We start from the raw sequence: 18585 nt of genomic DNA, 5'->3' as shown, positions 1-18585 counted from the left end.
GCCTTGACCCCGGATCGTGGACACGGTGTCATTTCGGTTATGCCGCTTCCGTGAGGGTAGCTGATCTCGCGGCCGCGTAGGTGTTCTCGTAGCTGTTCGGGGTGATCTGGCCGATCGCGGAGTGGCGTCGGCGCGTGTTGTATCGGTTCGTCCACCGGAACACGGCCCGGTAGGCGGTGGCTTGATCGGGGAACGCCGACGCGCCTTGGAGGAGCTCGCGTTTGAGCGCGGCGTTGAAGCTCTCGGCCAGCGAGTTGTCGGCGCTCGTGCCCACCGCGCCCATGGACTGGGTCACCTTGAGCTGCTCGCAGAGTGCTGCGTAGGCTTTCGACGCGTAGACCGAGCCGTGGTCGCTGTGGAACACTGCGCCGGCCAGCGATCCGCGGTCGCGCTGCGCGCCGCGGAGAGCGCCTTCGACGAGTTCGGTGCGCATGTGGTCGGCGACCTGCCAGCCGGCGAGCTTGCGCGACCCGAGGTCGATGCAGGTCGCCAGATACAGGTTGCTGCCGTCCGCGATGGGGAGGTAGGTGATATCGCCGACATACCTGCGGTTCGGCTCCCCGGTGCTGAAGTCCCGCCCGATCAGGTCGAGGAACTTCCGTCCGGACTGGTCCGGGATCGTGGTCTTCACCCGGCGGCGCAGTCGGATCCCCGCGAGCGCGTGTTCCCGCATCACCCGAGCGACCCGCTTATGATTCACCCGCCCGGCGGCGGGGACGCCGTCGTTGAGGTCGGCAGTGATCCTCGGTGCCCCGTAGGCGCGGTCACCACCCTGCGCGGGGTCCTGCAGCACCCGGATCCGTGCCGCCAACCGGGCGTCGTCCGCGGCTCGCGCGGCCCGTCCCGGGGCTGCGGCCAGCCACGCGTAGAACGACGACCTCGCGATCTCGATGACCTCACACAACCGCTTCACGCCGTAGGCGTCCTTGTGGTCCTCGACGAACTGGAAGCGGTTCACCAGTTCGTCTCCGCAGCGAAATACTTCGCCGCCTGACGGAGGATGTCCCGCTCCGTCTCGAGCTTGACCTGCTCCGCTCTCGAGACCGCTAACTCGGCTTCCAACCGGATGATCCTCGCCGCCTGCGACTCCGACCGCACCGACACCGGCGGCGACACCGAACCGGCCGCAGCGGTCCCGGATCCGAGCTTGTCGACCCATTCCTTCAACGCACCACGGGAGATCCCCAAATCGGCCGCGATCGCTTTCAGCGTCGCGCCCGGCGTGGACTCGTACAAATCCACCGCACGCTGCCGGAACTCGTCCGTGTAGTTCTTCCTTGCCATCCCTCAGATTCTCGCTTCCCCAGCATCGTGCTGGAATCAGCGTGTCCAAGATCAGGGGTCAAGCCCCAAGGAAAGGAGTTACCGCGCTGTGCGTCGCGTCGTCCAGTTCCTTTGCGGCAGCTGTTTCAGCGGCAGTTGCTCCCGCAGCTCGTTCGCGCAGCAGCGGCAAATCCCCATTGAGTCGTTGCCAATAGTCGTCCAGCTCTCGATAGCGGCGGGCTGCGGCACGTAGTTCTTGGCGTGCAAGGGCCGCTCGATCTACCTGCGTAGTGGGAACTGCGCCTTTTTCAGGATCGTCAGGGTGAGTGGGGTGGTTGCAAAGGCTGCATATTCCATCATTGGCGGACGGTGGCGAGGGGAGAGCATTGAAACAGACTGGGCAGGTCGTTACCGACAGCTGATCGAACACATCCTCAGCTTCAGCAAGGAGTGTCAATTTGCGCACGTCGTCGGCGTACTGAGCGCGCAGACTTGCGAAGCGGTCAATCAATGACGTGCGATCGCGCACACGCGAATGGGCTTCGGCCGCATTCTCTACAAGGCCCGAGTGGCGTGAGCGAAGGGCTGCGGCAAAGTTCGAGGCGGCTGACTCGCGCTGCGTTAGGGCGCGGATGTCAGAGTTGATCTTGACGAGCTCCGCGTCGAGTTGCTCGGCTTCAATCTCTAATTGCTCTAGAGCCTTCGGCTGTTGCTGCTCGACAAACTCTTGCAGAGACTCAACGGAACGGCGCTGGTAATCCAGCGCTATCTGCGCATCCTTGATCCGGCGCGCAAGTTCCGCTTGGTCGTTGTCGTGAACTCCGAAGACGGCATCGACGACCTGACGGAACTTGATCTCCTTCATGGTGTGCCCGACGTGCAAGCGTTGCTGGCTTCCGACTCGCTCGTTGTAGTACAGGCACAGCCATAGAAGATCGCGGAAGCCCAACGTATCGGTGCCGGAATCGTCTTTCGTCGGAGCTTCTTTTAGCTTCACATCCTGAAGTCCGACAGTGGTGAGGAGCCATTGCGACACACTGTCAGGGTCGCTGATCGGTTCGACCGGGAGTGACCGCGCCGTGAGGATGTCGAGGCTGCCAATCGGTGCAGGGTAGAGCATGGCGTTCTTTGCGCCGAGGGCCCTCTCCAGTGTGAATATGCCGTCCGTTGTCTCAAGCTCGACGGCCACCGACCTTACTTGTCGCTGCACTTCCGTGTGGTTAGGAAAGCTGGTGCCCCCCAACGCGTACTCGACAAAGCGGAAAACGCTCGTCTTTCCGGTGTTCGTTCGTCCAGCGATGATGCTCAACGGGCGGTGGAACGCAGCGGTTTCATCGCGAAAGTCGACCTCAAACGGCTTTGAGACTCCCAGCAGCCGCAGGCGGCGGATCCTGATTCCCCTATTGATGTTCGAAGGAACTGCAGCCGCCACCATTGCCGATCCACCCTCGGGCTCATTGATGTCTTGCGGTACCTCTTCAAACGTCGTCATTGTGAGGCTCCGTTGGGGTGGACGCAACAGGAGACTGAGACGCCGACGGCTGTCGGACGGAATCCTCGGTGGTGCCGTATAGATCCAGGAGTAGCGATGGAGTCTGCAACCAATGTCGCGCTGCGTTGGCTAATTGCGTATCTGACAAGCGCTTGAACCTCGTGTGGACAACGCGAACAGATTCGCGGTATTGGTCGGCATAGAGGGCAGTCAGCGAGCCAACGAATCGCTCACCAGCTTCGGTGATTCCATAGCCACCTCCCCTGGGCGAAACCAGCCCGTATGCCACCAGCAACGCGACATCGTGCTGCAGCCGGCGGCGCCGGTTGGCGAAGCGGGAACCCGTAGATGCATATGAAAGCTGATGCTCGTCGAACGCGGCGCGATGAAGCCTGGCGCGCTCGCTCAAATCCTGTTCGGTCAGAATCGCGAACGGGCTGGCAGCGAAGAAGTCGTAATAGCCGAGGCGCTCCAGCCCCAACCCCTTTGAATCTACGGGCGATATTTCATCCAGAAGTAGGGCCAGCTGCACGAGCCGGAAGGTTGTGTGATCTTCTGGGGCGACGGCCGCCTCCAGCATCTCTGACTCGAGGTCAGATGGATGCGGCAAGTGCGAGCGCGTCACAGACCCGCCTCCGAGGATGTGGTGCCTGACCTGGCGTTGGTGGCCACATCCTGCCAGTCGTGAACCCATCCTGCTCTGGCTTCTTCGACAATGCGATGCATCAGACCTCGCGTGTGAGCTGCGCGGAGAGGCAGCTCAGCGGGCGGCGCGACAGTCCTGATGTCCTTCATCACCGACGCAAAGAGCCTCCGGGCGGACGGCTCATAGTCGTCTGCCGATGGCGACGTCGCCGGATCCGCTACTGCGTCCTCCCAGGTGCCAAGAAGCGCAGCGTCCATTTCTGCGACGGCTGCCAGCTGGTCTGGCACCGATCGTGCGGTTATGTCTCGCACGAGTAGGTCAGCGTTGAAGTGGGCGTGTCTCTGAGAGTCCATGGCAGTTATGCCGGCGGCCAGCATCTGCTTCACGAAGAGGGCGCTCTCATAGGAAGGTGTCTCCTCCTGCGACAAAGCAGGCGGCAGCAAGGTAGGTACACCTTGGCGCGCGTGCGCATGGTCCTTGTCGGGACCGTAGAACTCAGCCCAAACCGGGTCTGCGTCGGGAGAGATGAGCTTTCGCCTCAGTCGCGGTGCGTCCCACAGATCGAACTGAACGTGGGGGTGTTCTTTGGACCACTCCCGCACCTTGGTGTCCCACCACTTCTTTTCCGGTGCGCTGACCTCGCAGGCGACGCAAAGTGTCCAGGCGTCCACTCTGTAGCCGTGCTTGACGGCGTGAGCCATTGCGGATGCGAATGATTCGCGGATCTGTCGCTTCTGAGAGTCGCCGATCTTGTCGTAGAAGTACTTCGACTGCCAGATCAGGATCGAATCGACAAGACTTCCGGCCATCACATCCATGCCCCAGTCGCCGGGGTCGGCACGAATGTCGGTCGCGGTCGGATACTCGACTCCCACCAGCGCCGAAAGCATCCGATGAAAGACGACTCTTCCGCCGTCGTCGCTGCCGGCATCGATCGCATGAATCCGAAAGTCGATCTTCGATGGCTTCGTCATTGGCCCTCAGTGCCGGAGTCTCTATGTGCCCGCTCAGCCTCGTCGGCACGGACTTTGTCGGAATTTGGCTCAGCCTATATGGACGCAAGCGATTGCCTTCGTCGTGCAACGCGGAGTGGGTCAGTGGTCGAGGCGTCTCAGATGGGGATCGCTTGACGCGACTGCGGGTGCCTGATGGCGGCGCCTGGAATCGTGCAGTGCAGTGTGGGTCATATGAGGTGGCCGCTGCGAGGCGCGATGAGGCGCGCCCATCCGCGACAACGGCTGAGTCCGAGCTTGTGTTGAATGCACACACGCTCGATCTGGCGCCACGACCTCCGGCTGAGACGAGACGGCTCGCCGCTCGCGAGCAAGCCCGAGGGCCCAAATCCGAGCGAGCGAGGAGCGAGTGCCACCGATCCGTTCCTCACGACTGAACCGCAATGAACCGCAATGCACGCAGGCACCAATGTGAAATAGCCTAGCGGTTCCGCAAGAGCGGGCGTAGCTTGTTCGTATGCGCGGAGGCTTGGAGCGGTGGAAACGAGGGACGGACTCGCGCGGGCTCCGGCACGCACTCGCGTACGCCCTCGACGGCGTCTGTGACGCGCACGTTCAGGAGTCGTCAGGTGGTGCGGCGCTGGAGGGGTATAGCGGGGTCTCGGATACAGCGGTCACGCGGTTCATCGTTGAGGACGGTGTGGTGTCGACGGATGCGCTGACCGCGGGGGCGTTGCGGGTGTGGCTGTCCGGCCACGACCCGGTGACGGGGCAGGAGCGGGGGAGACCGCACCTGCGTCCAGAGTCGGATCTGCTGTTGGACGCGACACTGAATCATCCGAAGTCGTACAGCATCGCCGCCCTCCTCCATCCGGAGTTGGCGGGGGAGTTCGGGGCGTTGCAGGACCGCATCCGCGACCGCACCATCGTCCTGTGGCAGCAGGAGCTGAACGCTCGTCGCGGCCACGGCGGCCTCAGCCGGGAAGACATCTCCCGGCTAGAGGTCGTCGAGCTGCAACACCGCCGCTCCCGCGCGTTGGACCCCCACATTCACCGGCACCTGTGGCTGAACGTCAAGGTCCGCGGCCGGGATGGGCAGTGGACGAATGTGGACTCGCGGGTGGCGATGAAATTCCACACCGTCATCAACGCCGAAGGGGAACTCGCTGCCCGCACCGACCCGCAATGGGTGACCGCCCTGGCCCGGTACGGGTACACGATCGACGCGGACGGGGAGATCGCGGAGTTGGCTGCGCTAGTGGCGCCGCTATCGCGGCGGTCGGCGCAGATCGAAGCGAACCGCGCCCGTCTGATCATGGAGTGGCAGGTAGCGCATGAGGGTGCGTCGCCGGGCGTGGCGATCCTGCAGCAGATAGACCGGCGGGCTTGGGCGGTCGCTCGACCGGACAAGCCGGCGCTGCTGGACGAAGAGTCGTGGGAGCGCGCCGTCCGTGACGAAATCCAGGGCTTCGATCCGTCGATCGGTCACCCCCGCACGCCCGCCCCGTTGGTCGCGACGCCGCTCGGCGACCTGGACGTCGACCTGTTGGCGGCCATGGCGGTGGTCGATGCGGATGACCGGTCACGGAGCTCGAGCGGCCGGTTCAGCCTGTACGACCTCCATGCCGGTGCACTTCGGGCGCTCTCCCGCACTGGCCTCGTTGTTGACCGTGCCGAGCTGGACGAAGTGCAGCACCGCATCATCGCGACAGCGATGTCCTCGGTGGTTCGGTTGACGAATGAGCAGGATGTGCCCGGGCATGTAAAGCAATACATGGCCACAAACACGCTCCGCTCGAAGGTGCGGCTGGCTCGTGATTACGACCTGATCGCCACCCCAGGCCCCTCCCTCCCACGCGCCGACCTTCGAACCGCGGCAACACGGGTACTCGACGCTGACCGTCTTGACGCCTCTCAGCTCGACGCGGCCTCGGCCATCGCTGGGCAGGCCGGGCTGGTCACGGTCACAGGCCCGGCCGGTGCGGGCAAGACCACGATGCTCCGCCTCGCTCACCACGCCCTCCGGAGTCAGCGGCGGCGCATGCTGGTCGTTGCCCCCACACGGAAGGCCGCGTCCATCGCTGCCGAGGAGATAGGTGCGGCGGCCACGAGTCTGCACGCCCTTCTCTACGACCACGGGTTCCGATGGGCTAAGAACGCCGCCGGTGCTCAGGTGTGGACCCGCTTCGCACCCGGAGACACCGACCCGACCACCGGCGCCGCTTACATCGGTGTCACGAAGTATCCCCTGCACAAGGGGGACCGAATCGTGGTGGATGAGGCCGGGATGATGGACCTGCAAACTGCCCAAGCCCTCACTGCTATGACCCGCGAATCGCGGGTGGGACTCGCTCTGGTGGGCGATCCACACCAGGCCGCGCCTGTCGGCCACACCGGTGCGATGGCGATCGCGATCCGTGCCACGTCGGCCGCGATTGAGCTCGACACCGTGCACCGGTTCCGTGACCCTGCTTACGCATCGGTCACGCTTCAACTCCGCAATCCTCGTGACCACGCGCACGCAGTCCAGATCGCCCGAACCCTCACTGAGACCGGCCACGTCAGCCGTGTCGACAGCACGGACGCCGCCCGTGAGGCGATGGTCGAGGCCTACTTCAACGCTCGAAGCCGCGGGCACACGGTCGCGCTGGTATGCGGCACCAACAGCGAAGTCGACGCCGTCAACACCCTCATTCAAGACCAACACGTCGCGTCCGGGCAGCTCGATCCGCGAACTGTGGCGTGGGGGAGAGGCGAGCAGCGGCTGCTTGAAGGTGACACCGTCCAAACCCGACGTAACGACAGGGTCTCGGGTGTGGAGAACCGGGCCACCTGGGTCATTCACCGCATCCACCCCGACCGCATCGACCTCATCTCACCCACCGACGCCGGCGAACACCGATGGATCACCCACGACTACGCGGCAGACCATGTCCAGCTTGCCTACGCGTCCACCGTGCACGGCATCCAAGGTGACACCACCCACACCGCCATCGTCGGACCCGACGTCAACGCCGCCGGCCTCTACGTCGGCCTCACCCGCGGCCGCCACCACAACACCGCCATCACCATCGCCCACACCGATCAAGACGCGATAAACCAGCTCGCCACCACCATGCTCCGCGGCCACGACGAAACCAGCATCACCCACTCCGTCAACGCGGTCCGCGACGAGCTCAGACGCTCCGCACGTCACGCGCCGCAAACTCCAGCGCCAGCCGCACACGAGACCAGCCTCGCTCGATGACTTTGTCGACGGTGGACATGGCAGGGGGACCTCCGACACCTCGCCTGGCCGTTTGAGGTACCTCTGCGGGATTCTTCACCGGACGGGTCGCATGGGAATCTGCCCTCGCGACGACGCCGAACCATGGGTGATGGCCTACTGATAGCGCCGATTGTTGCTTGTTCGCGTATTCAGCAGATGTCGGTCGCTGCGTCGCTTGGCGGGGGAGCACTGACTGATCAGCCGAAGCTGTATAGTTCAGCACATGCTGACTATTGCTTCCCGCCTCGACGTCATGAATCGGCTCGGGCGGGCCATGGCGGATCCGACGCGTTCCCGAATCTTGATGGCCCTGCTCGGCGGTCCGAGCTACCCGGCTGTGCTCTCGCGCGAGCTGGAGCTGACGCGCTCGAACGTATCGAACCACCTGACCTGCCTGCGGGACTGCGGGATCGTGGTCGCTGAGCCTGAGGGCCGACAGACTCGCTACGAGATCGCTGACCCGCATCTTGCTGCTGCGCTCGTCGCGCTGGTGGATGTGACGCTGGCTGTCGATGAGCACGCGCCGTGTGTGGACTCGTCGTGCACGGTGCCGGGCTGCTGCGGTACAGGAGCGGACGCGTGAGCGCGGCATGTGGCTGCGAGCACGAGCCTGCCACTGCGGCGGACGATGAGACCGAAGAGATGGAGCGGCCCTGGTGGGAAGACCGCGAGATCCTGCTGCCGGTCTTCTCTGGTGTCGCGTTCCTGACCGGTCTGGTCCTCGAATGGTCCGGCCTGGAGATCCCGTCGCTGGTGCTGTTCTGGGCCGGACTGCTGGCCGGTGCGTCGACGTTCACGCCCGGCGCGATCCGGAAACTGTTCAGGGGCAAGCTCGGCATCGGGCTGCTGATGACGATCAGCGCGATCGGTGCAGTCATCCTCGGCTACGTGGAGGAGGCCGCAGCTCTGGCCTTTTTGTATTCGATCGCTGAGGCGCTCGAGGACAAGGCGATGGACCGCGCCCGCGGCGGGCTGCGCGCACTGCTGAAGCTCGTGCCGGAAACAGCGACCGTGCTGCAGGGCGGCGTCTCCGCGCAGGTGCCGGCGAGAGAGCTGACGGTCGGTCAGGTCATGGTGGTCCGCCCGGGTGAGCGGATCGCGACTGATGGGGTTGTGCGTTCTGGCCGCTCCAGCCTGGACACTGCGGCGATCACCGGGGAGTCGATCCCCGTCGAGGTAGAGCCCGGTGATGCGGTGTCGGCCGGTGCGATCAACAGTGCCGGTGTCCTGGAGGTCGAGGCGACCGCTGCGGGCACCGATAACTCGCTTACGACGATCGTAGAGCTGGTTGAGAAAGCGCAGACCGAGAAGGGCGAGCGTGCTCGTCTGGCGGACAGGATCGCCCGCCCTCTCGTACCCGGCGTTCTGATCCTCGCTGCGCTCGTCGCGATCATCGGGTCGGTGCTGGGAGACCCGGAAGTATGGATCACCCGCGCGCTCGTCGTGCTGGTCGCCGCGTCTCCATGTGCGCTGGCGATTTCGGTGCCGCTGACGGTCGTCGCCGCGATCGGCGCGGCCAGCAAATTCGGCGTGATCATCAAGTCCGGTGCCGTTTTCGAGCGCTTCGGCACGGTCCGCCACGTTGCCGTAGACAAGACCGGCACCCTCACCCGCAACGAACCAGCGGTCACCGCCGTGCTCACTGTGAACGGCGTCACCGAGGCTCAGGCGCTGGCGTGGGCGGCCGCGTTGGAGCAGCACAGCACGCATCCGCTCGCCTCAGCGATCACTGCCGCGGCCCCGGGGACTCCGGCAGCTGCAGATGTGACCGAGCAGGCCGGGCACGGCATTGACGGCACCGTCGAGGGATCGAGAATCACCGTCGGCAGTCCCCGCTGGCTGGACGCTCGCGACCTCGCGGAGCGGGTCACGGAGTTGGAAAAGCAGGGCATGACCGTCGTGGTCGTCCACCGCGACGGGTCACCGGTCGCCGCGATCGGCGTCCGGGACGAGCTGCGCCCTGAAGTCCCAGAGGTCGTCCGCACGCTCACCGACCAAGGCGTCGGTGTGACGATGCTCACCGGAGACAACGCCCGCACCGCTCGTGCACTGGCCGCGCAAGCCGGTATCAGCGACGTGCGCCCGGAGCTGCGTCCCGAGGACAAGGCCGCCGCCATCGCCGAGTTGTCGAAGGTGGGGCCGGTCGCGATGATCGGCGACGGCATCAACGACGCCCCGGCCCTCGCTGGCGCGGACATCGGCATCGCGATGGGCGCAACCGGCTCCGACGCCGCGATCGAATCCGCCGACGTAGCCTTCACCGGTCACGACCTGCGCCTGATCCCGCGGGCGTTCGATCACGCGCGCCGGGGCCGGCGGATCATCAACCAGAACATCATTCTGTCACTGCTGATCATCACCGCACTGCTCCCATTGGCTCTCTTCGGCGTGCTGGGGCTCGCGGCCGTCGTCCTGGTCCACGAGGTTGCCGAGGTCATCGTGATCCTCAACGGTCTGCGCGCCGCCCGCACCCGTAGCCGCACACCGCGAGTGGACAGCTGATGCTCGCAACCATCGGATCAGCGATCGGGCTGTTCGCTGCGACCAACATTGACGACATCGTCGTGCTCACTGTGCTGTTCCTCGCCTCCAGCCGAGGAAAGCCCCGACCGTGGCAGATCGTCGCAGGCCAGTACCTCGGATTCATCACCCTCGTCGTCATCAGCGTGATCGCCGCGCTCGGTCTCGCGATCGTCCCGGACGAATGGGTCGGCTTCCTCGGCCTGATCCCGCTCGGCATCGGCATCTGGACGCTCGTGCGGGGACTCCGACGCAAGGGCGACGATGACGATGACGATGACGCCAAGATCACCGCGGTCGGACTATGGGGTGTGGCGGGGATCACTATCGCCAACGGGGCGGACAATATCTCCCTGTACACGCCAATCTTCCGCACCAGCGCGCCCGGCGACGTAGCGGTCATGATCGTCGTATTCCTCATCCTCGTCGCGGTCTGGTGTGCAGCCGGCCGGCTGATCGGCACCAACAAGGCCCTCACCGAAGGACTGGAGCGCGTCGAGCACTGGCTCGTCCCCGTCGTGTTCATCGGCTTAGGCTTGTTCATCCTGATCGAATCCGGCGTCATCATCCGCCTCTTCGAGGTCGTCGCATGACCCTGGAGTCGAATGCCGACGTCGAGCAGGAGGCGGGAGCGCAGCCACAGAGAGAGCGCTGGCGGCTCACTGCCGGGGCGCTCCTGATCGCCGTGGTCGTCGTCCTGATCGATCAGGGAACGAAGGCATGGGCCGAGGCCACCCTGTCGGAGCACGAGCGCATCCCCCTGATCGGCGACCTGCTGGGCCTGCAGCTCGCGTACAACCCCGGAGCGACGTTCTCCTTCGGTGCGGGCTCCACCTGGGTGTTCGCTCTCATCGCCGTCGCCGCAACGGTCACCGCAATCGTGTTTGCCTTCCGTGTCCGACGCCCTGGGTGGGCGATCGTGATCGGAGCACTCGGCGGGGCTGCGGCTTCCCACGCCGGTGACCGGCTCTTCCGCCAACCGGGATTCGCCCACGGGCACGTCGTCGACTTCCTCGTTTACGGCAACTGGTTCATCGGGAACGTCGCCGACATCGTGATCGTCATCGCGGCGATCGCCGGAGCGCTTCTGATGATCCGCGGCACCCAGAACTGAGAGGAGCAACCTGTATATCACCCTGCAGTACTTCGACGGCTGACCAGATTGGGAGACACTCGACGACAGGCTTGCTGAGCTGCTCGATGGCCGATCAGATATCCGCGTCACGCGGCGGTTGGTCGAGACCGCTGATGACACCGAGCGCCTCGGGTTCCACGGGTCACCGACCGTCCTCAGCGACGGCGTCGAGCCCTTGCCGACGAGCACGCCTCCGTCGGGCTCGCCTGCCGGCTGTTCCGTACCCCCGCCAGGCTGACGGGGTCTTCACTGTTGAGCAGCTGCGCGAAGCGATTTCCGTCCGGGTCCGGACGGCTGATGCTCGATCAGGCGTGGGTGGAGCGCACCGCCGGGGAATCGGACCATTCGCCGCCGCCGAGACGCGACCACGAAGCAGCTGACGCCGCTGTCATGCCAAGGAGATCCGAGACGATCCGGGGATGCAGTTGCCGGGTGAGCTCGATGAGCGCTGTCGTGCGGGCGCTCCCAGCAACCAGGCATTCGATGCGAAGGCGACTGCTGAGCCGCACCGGGGTGAGGTGACGGCCCGGGGTCCTCCGGGGAACAACCGCCTTTCAGGATGGCGCCCTGCGGTAAGTTCATCGGCGCGGCCCCCGACGGTGAGTGTCACGGGCCGCGAGCTCGGATCGACCTGTGCCCGGGTGATCGTGACGATGCGGATCAGCTGGATGCCGTAAAGCAGCATGAGAAGACCCGCGGCCCGGATCTCCAGGTCCATGTCGGCATTGGATAGGAATCTGCGGGCCATCTGCCATCGGCGGTTGGAGGCGTAGTCCCGCCCTTCGAGACGATGGGCTCGAAGCTCGACCCGAAGGGTGCTCAGTCGGTGCTTTCGCAGCCAGCGAGTGAACGGTGCCAGCGCGTCGCGTTGGCTGGGTGAATCGGTCAGCTACGCGTCAAGCCGGCGCTGCGGGAACGTCGCCAGCGTCTCGTGGCGTGACCGGGTCTCTCGAAGGAACGCGGTGCAATACCTCAGTGCAGCCCGTTGTCTCTGGAAGCCGGAAGTTGGCTCTCTTATCCGGCGGTCGTGCTCGCCTGGTTGGACGGCCCCGCGGCGATGCGCTGACGGATGAGTCGCGGGATCAGTCGGACGAAGATAACCATGCCCGTGAGCTCGACGAGGGTCTGCGTAACAACGACGACGGGCGCGAGCGCGAGCGATGCGGGCAGCGCAAGCGCGAGCGGGAGCACGACGAGAGAGTTGCGGGTCGCTCCGCTGAAGACAAGTGCGCGCGCCGCAGAGTACTCGAGGCGGAAGAGGCGGGCGACGCCGAGGCCTGCAGCGGCCATGACGACGAGGAAGCCCGCGTAGATTGCAACGAGGGGGAGTAGTTGTCCGGCGGCCGCGCCGACGGCACCGGCCTGCGAGGCGACGACGACGACGAGGGTCGCGATCATCAGGGGCACCATGAGGCCCAGCATCGTGGACTCGATGACACGACCTGCACGCTGTCGACGTCCGAGAGCCTGGACGAGGGTCGCCGCCGTGAGCGGCACGACGATCAGCAGCAGGAATGCGCGCGCGAATGGGTCGATCTCAACGACTGCAACTCCTTCCGGTCCGAGGAAGAGCAGCAGATACAGCGGCAGCAGGAGGATCTGGGCGAGCATCAGCAACGGCGCCGTGGCGAGCAGTCTGTCGGACGCGCCTCCCGCAAGGCCGGCGAATACGATCACGTAGTCGATGCAGGGCGTCAGCAACACCAACAGCACGCCAAACAGCACCGCCGGATTATCCGCTACGAATCTCGACAGGCCGTAGGCCACGACGGGCACGACGACGAAGTTCAGCACACCGACGGCCGCGAGGAACCGACCATCGCGCAGCGACCGACCGATAGCGGCGAAGGGGACGCCGAGAAAGGTGGCGAACAGGAGCAGCGCGAGCACCGGCTCGATCGCATTCTCCAGATGGCGTGCCGCCGGAAGCAGCAGCCCGAGCGCGACGCCGGCAGCGATCGCGGCGAGGTACAGCGGGATCTGGCGGCGTTCGAGCCAGGCAACAACCGGGCTCACGACTGCAGAGCAAGAAAAAAGAGGGGCACGGACTGCAACGCTAAACGTTCAAGCCACTCGAAGGTCAAGCCCAGTTCTCATACCGTAGGGTCGGCCTGTGCGGATCTCGGACGTCAGCAAGCGCAGCAGAGTTCCCGCGACGACGCTGCGCTACTACGAGTCCGTTGGACTCATCGCCCCGGGGCGCAGCAGCAATGGCTATCGCGACTACGACGCCGACGTGCTCGCACGCCTGGACCTCATCGAGTCGAGCAAGGAACTTGGCCTCCCGCTCGAAGACATCGGCCGGCACCTGCGCGTCCTCGAGACCACCTCCTGCACAGATGTCCGAGACGCGCTCAGGCCGCTTCTTGCGGAACGGGTGCGGCAACTGGATGAGAAGCGAGCGCGATTGGACGAGCTGCGCTCTCGCCTCGAGCGCGCCGACCACGACCTCGCCGCGTGCCCGGACCGCGCCGACCTTTGCGCCACCGAGTGCGCCTTCCAACCACGTGATCGGGACGGTGCTGCCTGACCAAGGCTTCCGGAAGCATCCGGTAAATCGAGGTGCAGCTGCTGCAAATTCGTCGGGCCCCGCGTTCTCTCCGGCCTGGAGGATGCGCGCGGCGACTTTGCTTTCCTGAGACAGGCCGCCAGGTGGGCGGTAGGAGGCGCCAACTCACACGACGAGGAATAGCGCGATGATGGCACCTGTCGCAGGAGGAATCCGAACTGATCATCCTTCAAGTGGCACGGGTTCGCTAGGGCGTGTTGATCAAGAGGTTCCGCTCCTCGGTGGGTGAGTCTTGAACGGTGACGCGACAGGAGATCTCTGACGAGGTGTGGGCCGTGATGGAGCCGTTGATGCCGACGGTGACCGGTCGGTCGCGGCCGTGGACGGATCACCGGCTCGCTATCGAGGGGATGGCGTGGAAGTACCGGACCGGTGCGCCGTGGCGTGACGTTCCGGAACGGTTCGGGAAGTGGAACTCGATCTACAAGCGGTTCAACCGGTGGGCCGGGGACGGCACCTGGCAGAAGCTGCTCACCGAGGTGCAGAAGCAGGCCGACGCCGCTGGGGAAATCGACTGGGTCGTCTCGATCGACTCCACGATCGCGCGCGTGCATCAGCACGGCGCGACCCTCGCCCGGGACACAGGGGGCTGTGCCGAATCACAAGAATCCGTGGTCCGAGCCGCCTGATCACGGGATCGGACGCTCCCGCGGCGGGCTGACGACCAAACTGCACCTGGTCTGCGACGGCCGCGGCCGGCCGCTGAGCATGATGATCACCGCCGGGAACATCAACGACACCACGATGATGAGCGCGGTGCTGGAGAACATCCGCGTTCCCCGCGACGGGAAGGGCCGCCCCCGCACCCGCCCCGACCGGGTGCTCGCCGACAAGGGGTACCCCTCAAGGGCGAACCGCGCCTGGCTCCGCGACCGGAGGATCGCGGCGACCATCCCCGAGCGGGACGACCAGATCGCGCACCGCCGCAAGAAGCCGGGCCGGCCGATCGCTTTCGGCGACAAGCAGAAGGAACGCTACAAGGGACGCAACGTCGTAGAACGCTGCTTCAACCGTCTCAAGCAGTGGCGCGGCATCGCGATGCGCTCGGACAAACTCGCCCGCAACTACCGAGCCGCCGTCAGCCTCGCCGCGGCGCTGATCTGGATCAAGACCGATCTCCGCTGAGCGCTTCGCGCTCCTGCAGCGTGCGCTCAAGCTGTCCCACCGTCGGCGCACCCGCAAAGCCGCGCTCGGTCAGATAGACCCTGCACGCCAAGTCGGCAGTGTTCCCCTGGGACGGGAACAAGTCCTGACCGTCCAGAAGAATCGTGGGCGAGCCCGCGAAACCAGAGCTCACCGCCTCAGCCTCGGTGCGGATCAACACGAACTCCACCGGAACATCGCCCCGTCCGATCGAGTCGAGCACCAGCCGTACTCGATCGCCCGCCTCCTGCCAATTCGGGCAATCCTCGATATGCAGCACCTGGATCTTCACACGCCCATTCTCCCGCGCAACTCACGGCGGCTGGCCACCCCGCACCTTCTTGATCAACACGCCCTAGCTGTATTCTCGGAGCATCCTCTCCGGTGAATGGATCGTCGTGCCTTCTGCTGTCAAACGTCCGGCCGCGCGCGAACGCTGGTCATCCACTCGATTCGTCCTCCTCGCCTTCACGTTCAACGCGGTGTGTTTGTTGGTGCTCCTGGCGAATCTGCTCACCGGCAATGTCTGGTGGAAGGCCGCGGTGCCGGTCGCTGTCATTTGCCTCTTCCTTGGAGGGCTGTCAGGCTTCCTAGCCAGGCGATCGCGGCTAAAAGAGCGATAAAAGCGAGCTCAGTGGAAAGGCACGAGCGACATCGCGGAGGACATGGCCGCGCATGGAATGACGATCGTCGGCGGGGAGGTTGACGGGACGTTCGCCCGCCCGGTCGGAGTACGCGACGAGTTGCGGCCGGAATCAGCGGAGACCGTGCGAATGCTGCACGCGCAGGGCCTTGACACGGTCATGCTCACCGGCGACAACGGCCGCACCGCCCGCGATCGCCCACGAGGCCGGAATCACCGACGTGCCCGCCGAACAGCTGCCGAAAGACGAAGCCGACGTGATCGCCGCCCTAGTCGCCACCCGGCCCACGGCAATGGTCGGGGATGGCATCAACGACGCCTCAGCTTCGGCCGCGGCCACGGTCGGAATCGCGATGGGCGTGAAGGGTCCGCGGCGGCGATCGAATCCGCCGACGTCGCATCTACCGGCCACGACCTCCGCCTCATCCCCGCCGCGCTCGCTCATGCCAAACGCGGCCGACGGATCATGACCGCGAACATCGCCCTCGCCTTGGCGATCATCGTCGTCCTGTTCCCTCTCGCCTTGTTCGGGGTGCTGGGCCGGACCGGGGTGGTCTTGGTTCACGAGATCGCAGAATTGATCGTCATAGCCAACGGTGTCCGCACCGCCCGCCGCCCGCGCCTTGCTCGTAGCATGTCTGCTTTTGCCGCACGTCAGTCCGCGCTGATGGCGGCCCGAATCTGGGCACGGCAACCCGCTGCTCCATAGAAGGTAGTCTTCTAGAGATGACTTCGGCCGCTCGAACACAGGATGCTGTGATTCTGAGCGAGCGCCTGCTGATAACGAAGATCATTACGAGCGTGGCTCTCGCGCTGCTGCTGATCGTCGGCGCGTGGATGGCGACCCACACCGAACCCGAAGCAGCCGCACCGACTGCGTCGTCCGTCACGGAGCATGTGGACGCGCACATTGCGCCCATCGCTGCTGGTACTCCGGTGATCGATCAGGGCACGACGAGTCCCGCACTGCTAGGCGTTGCGGTATGTGTGCTTGGGGTGTTGTGTGGGCTGCTGCTCGTCGTGGTGACCCGGTGGTTGCATCGCACCCGGCGGCCACAGCCTAAACGAGGACTTCTGCCGCTTCTGAGAGCACTGTTGCCCACGCCGGCACCGCCCCGCGCCATCGCGTTCACGCTGACACAGCTGAGCATTTCCCGAACCTGACACCTGGCACGCCACCCGTCTGTGGAGGCGACCTTCTCCGGCGCGCCTGCCGGAGAGATTTCTCTTATGCCCACGTGTCGTGACTGTTCGGAGTGCCCCCATGAAAACCCCTGTGAAAGTGACTTTGATCACTGGCGCTGTCGTCGTCGCCATGATCCTTGCGGCGGCCATCTATGTCCTTGTCAATCAACGCTCGACGCCTTCACCGGGAGGGGAGGGGGAGCCCGCATCGGTGGTGCGACCAAACTCGCATGTCTTGGACGACGGGGGTGAGGATGCAGTCACGGTGGTGGAATTTCTCGACTTCGAATGTGAAGCGTGCGGCGCGTTCTACCCGATCGTCGAAGACATTCGGGAGAAATTTGCGGGGCAGATCACCTATGTCGTCCGCTACTTCCCACTCCCCGGTCACACCAACTCCACCAACGCGGCCCTTGCTGCGGAGGCCGCAGCCAGGCAGGACCGGTTCGAGGACATGTATCGCCGACTGTTCGATACGCAGGCGGAGTGGGGCGAGTCACAAGAATCCCGCGCTGGCTTCTTCCGCGGATTCGCGGAAGAGCTCGGGCTGGACATGGCCGCCTACGATGCGGCCGTCGCGGACCCAGAAACGCTGGCCCGGGTGGAGATGGACCTCAACGAGGGTCAGGCGCTGGGTGTTTCCAGCACTCCGACGTTCTTCCTGGACGGGGAACCACTGGAGCTGCGGCAGTGGAACGACCTCGAGGACGCCATCACTCAAGCGCTGAGCACGGCCCCGTGATGCTTGCCAGTCTTGCGCGCCGTCGGGCGATCATCGTTGGTGCCGGCCAGTCGGGCCTTGCGGTCGCTGCGGCGCTGAGCGCGGAAGGGCTGCGGCCGCAACAGGATTTCGTCGTAATCGATGCGGCAGCTCCGGGTCAGCGCAGCTGGTCGTCAAGGTGGCACTCGATGGTGCTGCTCAGCGACGCCCGACACAGTGCTCTCCCGACTCGGCGGCATCCGGGAGATCAACGGCTGCACCCGAGGGTGGATGAGATGGTCGACTACCTCAAGGTGGTCGAGGCCGGGATCGGTGTCGAAACAGCCTGGGGTATCCGCGTCACCGGAGTCGAGCGACGTGGCGACGGAACCACCCTGCACCTGTCCACCACCGTGGGTGAGGTGCAGACCCGCAACATCGTCTGCGCCACGAGCGCTGCCGCCCACCCCCGACTTCCCGGATGGGCCACCGCCTTGAGCGTCCCCGGCGTCGCGATGCACAGCAGCAGTTACCAGTATCCTCGCCAGATTCCCACCCGGGATGTGCTGATCGTCGGCGGCGGCAACAGCGGTTTGCAGATCGCACGGGAACTTGCCGCTTCCCACACGGTGACCGTGGCGGTGCGTACCCGCCGCGCGCACCGGCCGTTAGCGAGCTACCCGTTGGCCGCCGGCGGGCGTCGGTCGTTGTTCGGCGGGGATCTTCGTCCCGAGCCGGTGTTCGGTGACAGTTACGAACGGCTGCAGCAGGCCGGGGTGCGAGTCGTCCCCGCGGTAACCGACGCGCGGGGCGGTGCGGTGACCTTTGCGGACGGGACGACGGCATCACCGGGTTCGGTGATCTTCGCGACCGGCTACCTCCCCGGAGACGACTGGCTCCCCGATGAGGCACGCATCCGGGGGCCGCGGCGCACAACGACCCCCGTACCTGGCCTGTTCGTCGCGGGATTCCCGAAATACAGCCGCCGCGGTGTCGACACCATCGCCGGGGTCTCCGCGGACGCGACAGCGATCGCACACCACATCATCAACCGGCCGTAAGAGAGGG

16 protein-coding genes and 1 pseudogene are annotated in these 18585 nt (G+C 65.2%); 11 read left to right on the top strand and 6 right to left on the bottom strand.

Annotated elements, in window-relative coordinates:
* Nucleotides 1–37: 37 nt before the first annotated feature.
* The 4 genes from ABC304_RS17815 to ABC304_RS17800 all read right to left on the bottom strand — a co-directional run bounded on the left by ABC304_RS17815 (nt 38) and on the right by ABC304_RS17800 (nt 4375).
* Nucleotides 38–1284 (bottom strand): IS3 family transposase gene (locus ABC304_RS17815; protein WP_143003672.1). Its coding sequence is split into 2 segments (ribosomal slippage): nt 38–972 and nt 972–1284, totalling 1248 coding nucleotides; the frame shifts between segments, so codons are not numbered across the junction.
* Between the two features lie 58 nt (nt 1285–1342).
* The gene (locus tag ABC304_RS17810) at nt 1343–2755 is read right to left on the bottom strand and encodes a hypothetical protein (protein ID WP_412932826.1); all 1413 of its coding nucleotides are present in this window, start codon (nt 2753–2755) and stop codon (nt 1343–1345) included.
* Nucleotides 2742–3380, bottom strand: coding sequence for an ABC-three component system middle component 2 (locus tag ABC304_RS17805; protein ID WP_412932825.1), 639 nt, complete (start codon nt 3378–3380; stop codon nt 2742–2744). Before ABC304_RS17805 ends, ABC304_RS17810 begins: the two co-directional genes overlap by 14 nt.
* On the bottom strand, nt 3377–4375 hold the full coding sequence (locus ABC304_RS17800; protein WP_412932824.1) for a hypothetical protein: 999 nt from the start codon (nt 4373–4375) through the stop codon (nt 3377–3379). The genes ABC304_RS17805 and ABC304_RS17800 overlap by 4 nt, the downstream gene beginning before the upstream one ends.
* Nucleotides 4376–5057: 682 nt before the next feature.
* Here ABC304_RS17800 and ABC304_RS17795 point away from each other — a divergent pair.
* The 5 genes from ABC304_RS17795 to ABC304_RS17775 all read left to right on the top strand — a co-directional run bounded on the left by ABC304_RS17795 (nt 5058) and on the right by ABC304_RS17775 (nt 11256).
* Nucleotides 5058–7601 (top strand): AAA family ATPase, encoded by a 2544-nt coding sequence (locus ABC304_RS17795; RefSeq protein ID WP_412932822.1) that lies wholly within the window; start codon nt 5058–5060, stop codon nt 7599–7601.
* A 244-nt stretch (nt 7602–7845) separates the two neighbouring features.
* The gene (gene cmtR / locus ABC304_RS17790) at nt 7846–8205 is read left to right on the top strand and encodes a Cd(II)/Pb(II)-sensing metalloregulatory transcriptional regulator CmtR (RefSeq protein ID WP_412932821.1); all 360 of its coding nucleotides are present in this window, start codon (nt 7846–7848) and stop codon (nt 8203–8205) included.
* Complete coding sequence (locus ABC304_RS17785; protein ID WP_412932819.1) at nt 8202–10124, top strand: heavy metal translocating P-type ATPase; 1923 nt, start codon at nt 8202–8204, stop codon at nt 10122–10124. Before cmtR ends, ABC304_RS17785 begins: the two co-directional genes overlap by 4 nt.
* The gene (locus ABC304_RS17780; protein ID WP_412932817.1) at nt 10124–10735 is read left to right on the top strand and encodes a cadmium resistance transporter; all 612 of its coding nucleotides are present in this window, start codon (nt 10124–10126) and stop codon (nt 10733–10735) included. The genes ABC304_RS17785 and ABC304_RS17780 overlap by 1 nt, the downstream gene beginning before the upstream one ends.
* Nucleotides 10732–11256: a signal peptidase II gene (locus ABC304_RS17775; RefSeq protein ID WP_412932815.1), complete on the top strand. Its 525-nt coding sequence runs from the start codon at nt 10732–10734 to the stop codon at nt 11254–11256. Before ABC304_RS17780 ends, ABC304_RS17775 begins: the two co-directional genes overlap by 4 nt.
* A gap of 1035 nt (nt 11257–12291) precedes the next feature.
* Here ABC304_RS17775 and ABC304_RS17770 read toward each other — a convergent pair.
* Nucleotides 12292–13293, bottom strand: coding sequence for an arsenic resistance protein (locus ABC304_RS17770; protein ID WP_412932813.1), 1002 nt, complete (start codon nt 13291–13293; stop codon nt 12292–12294).
* Between the two features lie 97 nt (nt 13294–13390).
* Here ABC304_RS17770 and ABC304_RS17765 point away from each other — a divergent pair, with 97 nt between their 5' ends.
* Together ABC304_RS17765 and ABC304_RS17760 are read left to right on the top strand one after the other, a co-directional pair.
* The gene (locus ABC304_RS17765) at nt 13391–13807 is read left to right on the top strand and encodes a MerR family transcriptional regulator (RefSeq protein WP_412932812.1); all 417 of its coding nucleotides are present in this window, start codon (nt 13391–13393) and stop codon (nt 13805–13807) included.
* 317 nt (nt 13808–14124) lie between these two features.
* Nucleotides 14125–14971, top strand: a protein-coding gene (locus ABC304_RS17760; protein ID WP_233449959.1) for an IS5 family transposase whose coding sequence is annotated in 2 segments (ribosomal slippage) — nt 14125–14430 and nt 14432–14971 — 846 coding nt in all. Because the reading frame shifts where the segments join, the coding sequence is not laid out codon by codon here.
* Here the strand turns inward: ABC304_RS17760 and ABC304_RS17755 are convergent.
* Nucleotides 14952–15281, bottom strand: a complete 330-nt coding sequence (locus tag ABC304_RS17755; protein ID WP_026095586.1) for a hypothetical protein — start codon at nt 15279–15281, stop codon at nt 14952–14954. The genes ABC304_RS17760 and ABC304_RS17755 overlap by 20 nt on opposite strands.
* Before the next feature lie 358 nt (nt 15282–15639).
* Between ABC304_RS17755 and ABC304_RS17750 the strand changes: the two are divergent.
* From ABC304_RS17750 to ABC304_RS17735, 4 genes and pseudogenes are all read left to right on the top strand, one after another.
* Nucleotides 15640–16341, top strand: a pseudogene (locus tag ABC304_RS17750) (HAD-IC family P-type ATPase); the annotation flags it as partial.
* 17 nt (nt 16342–16358) lie between these two features.
* The gene (locus ABC304_RS17745) at nt 16359–16796 is read left to right on the top strand and encodes a hypothetical protein (protein ID WP_412932811.1); all 438 of its coding nucleotides are present in this window, start codon (nt 16359–16361) and stop codon (nt 16794–16796) included.
* 100 nt (nt 16797–16896) lie between these two features.
* Nucleotides 16897–17559 (top strand): DsbA family protein, encoded by a 663-nt coding sequence (locus ABC304_RS17740; RefSeq protein WP_412932810.1) that lies wholly within the window; start codon nt 16897–16899, stop codon nt 17557–17559.
* Nucleotides 17559–18578, top strand: coding sequence for an NAD(P)-binding domain-containing protein (locus ABC304_RS17735; protein ID WP_412933009.1), 1020 nt, complete (start codon nt 17559–17561; stop codon nt 18576–18578). The genes ABC304_RS17740 and ABC304_RS17735 overlap by 1 nt, the downstream gene beginning before the upstream one ends.
* The last annotated feature ends 7 nt before the right edge of the window (nt 18579–18585 follow it).

It is taken from the genome of Microbacterium jepli (genome assembly GCF_047237905.1).
Lineage (GTDB): Bacteria > Actinomycetota > Actinomycetes > Actinomycetales > Microbacteriaceae > Microbacterium.
The sequence above is the reverse complement of the archived record's forward strand: the minus strand, read 5'-3'. Positions and strand labels throughout refer to the sequence as shown.

Bases quoted from the DNA above. Each gene is read 5' to 3' on its own strand.
- ABC304_RS17775 (WP_412932815.1), top strand. From the start codon at position 10,732: ATGACCCTGGAGTCGAATGCCGACGTCGAGCAGGAGGCGGGAGCGCAG.
- ABC304_RS17740 (WP_412932810.1), top strand. From the start codon at position 16,897: ATGAAAACCCCTGTGAAAGTGACTTTGATCACTGGCGCTGTCGTCGTC.
- ABC304_RS17810 (WP_412932826.1), bottom strand. From the start codon at position 2,755: ATGACGACGTTTGAAGAGGTACCGCAAGACATCAATGAGCCCGAGGGT.
- cmtR (WP_412932821.1), top strand. From the start codon at position 7,846: ATGCTGACTATTGCTTCCCGCCTCGACGTCATGAATCGGCTCGGGCGG.
- ABC304_RS17800 (WP_412932824.1), bottom strand. From the start codon at position 4,375: ATGACGAAGCCATCGAAGATCGACTTTCGGATTCATGCGATCGATGCC.
- ABC304_RS17780 (WP_412932817.1), top strand. From the start codon at position 10,124: ATGCTCGCAACCATCGGATCAGCGATCGGGCTGTTCGCTGCGACCAAC.
- ABC304_RS17745 (WP_412932811.1), top strand. From the start codon at position 16,359: ATGACTTCGGCCGCTCGAACACAGGATGCTGTGATTCTGAGCGAGCGC.
- ABC304_RS17735 (WP_412933009.1), top strand. From the start codon at position 17,559: ATGCTTGCCAGTCTTGCGCGCCGTCGGGCGATCATCGTTGGTGCCGGC.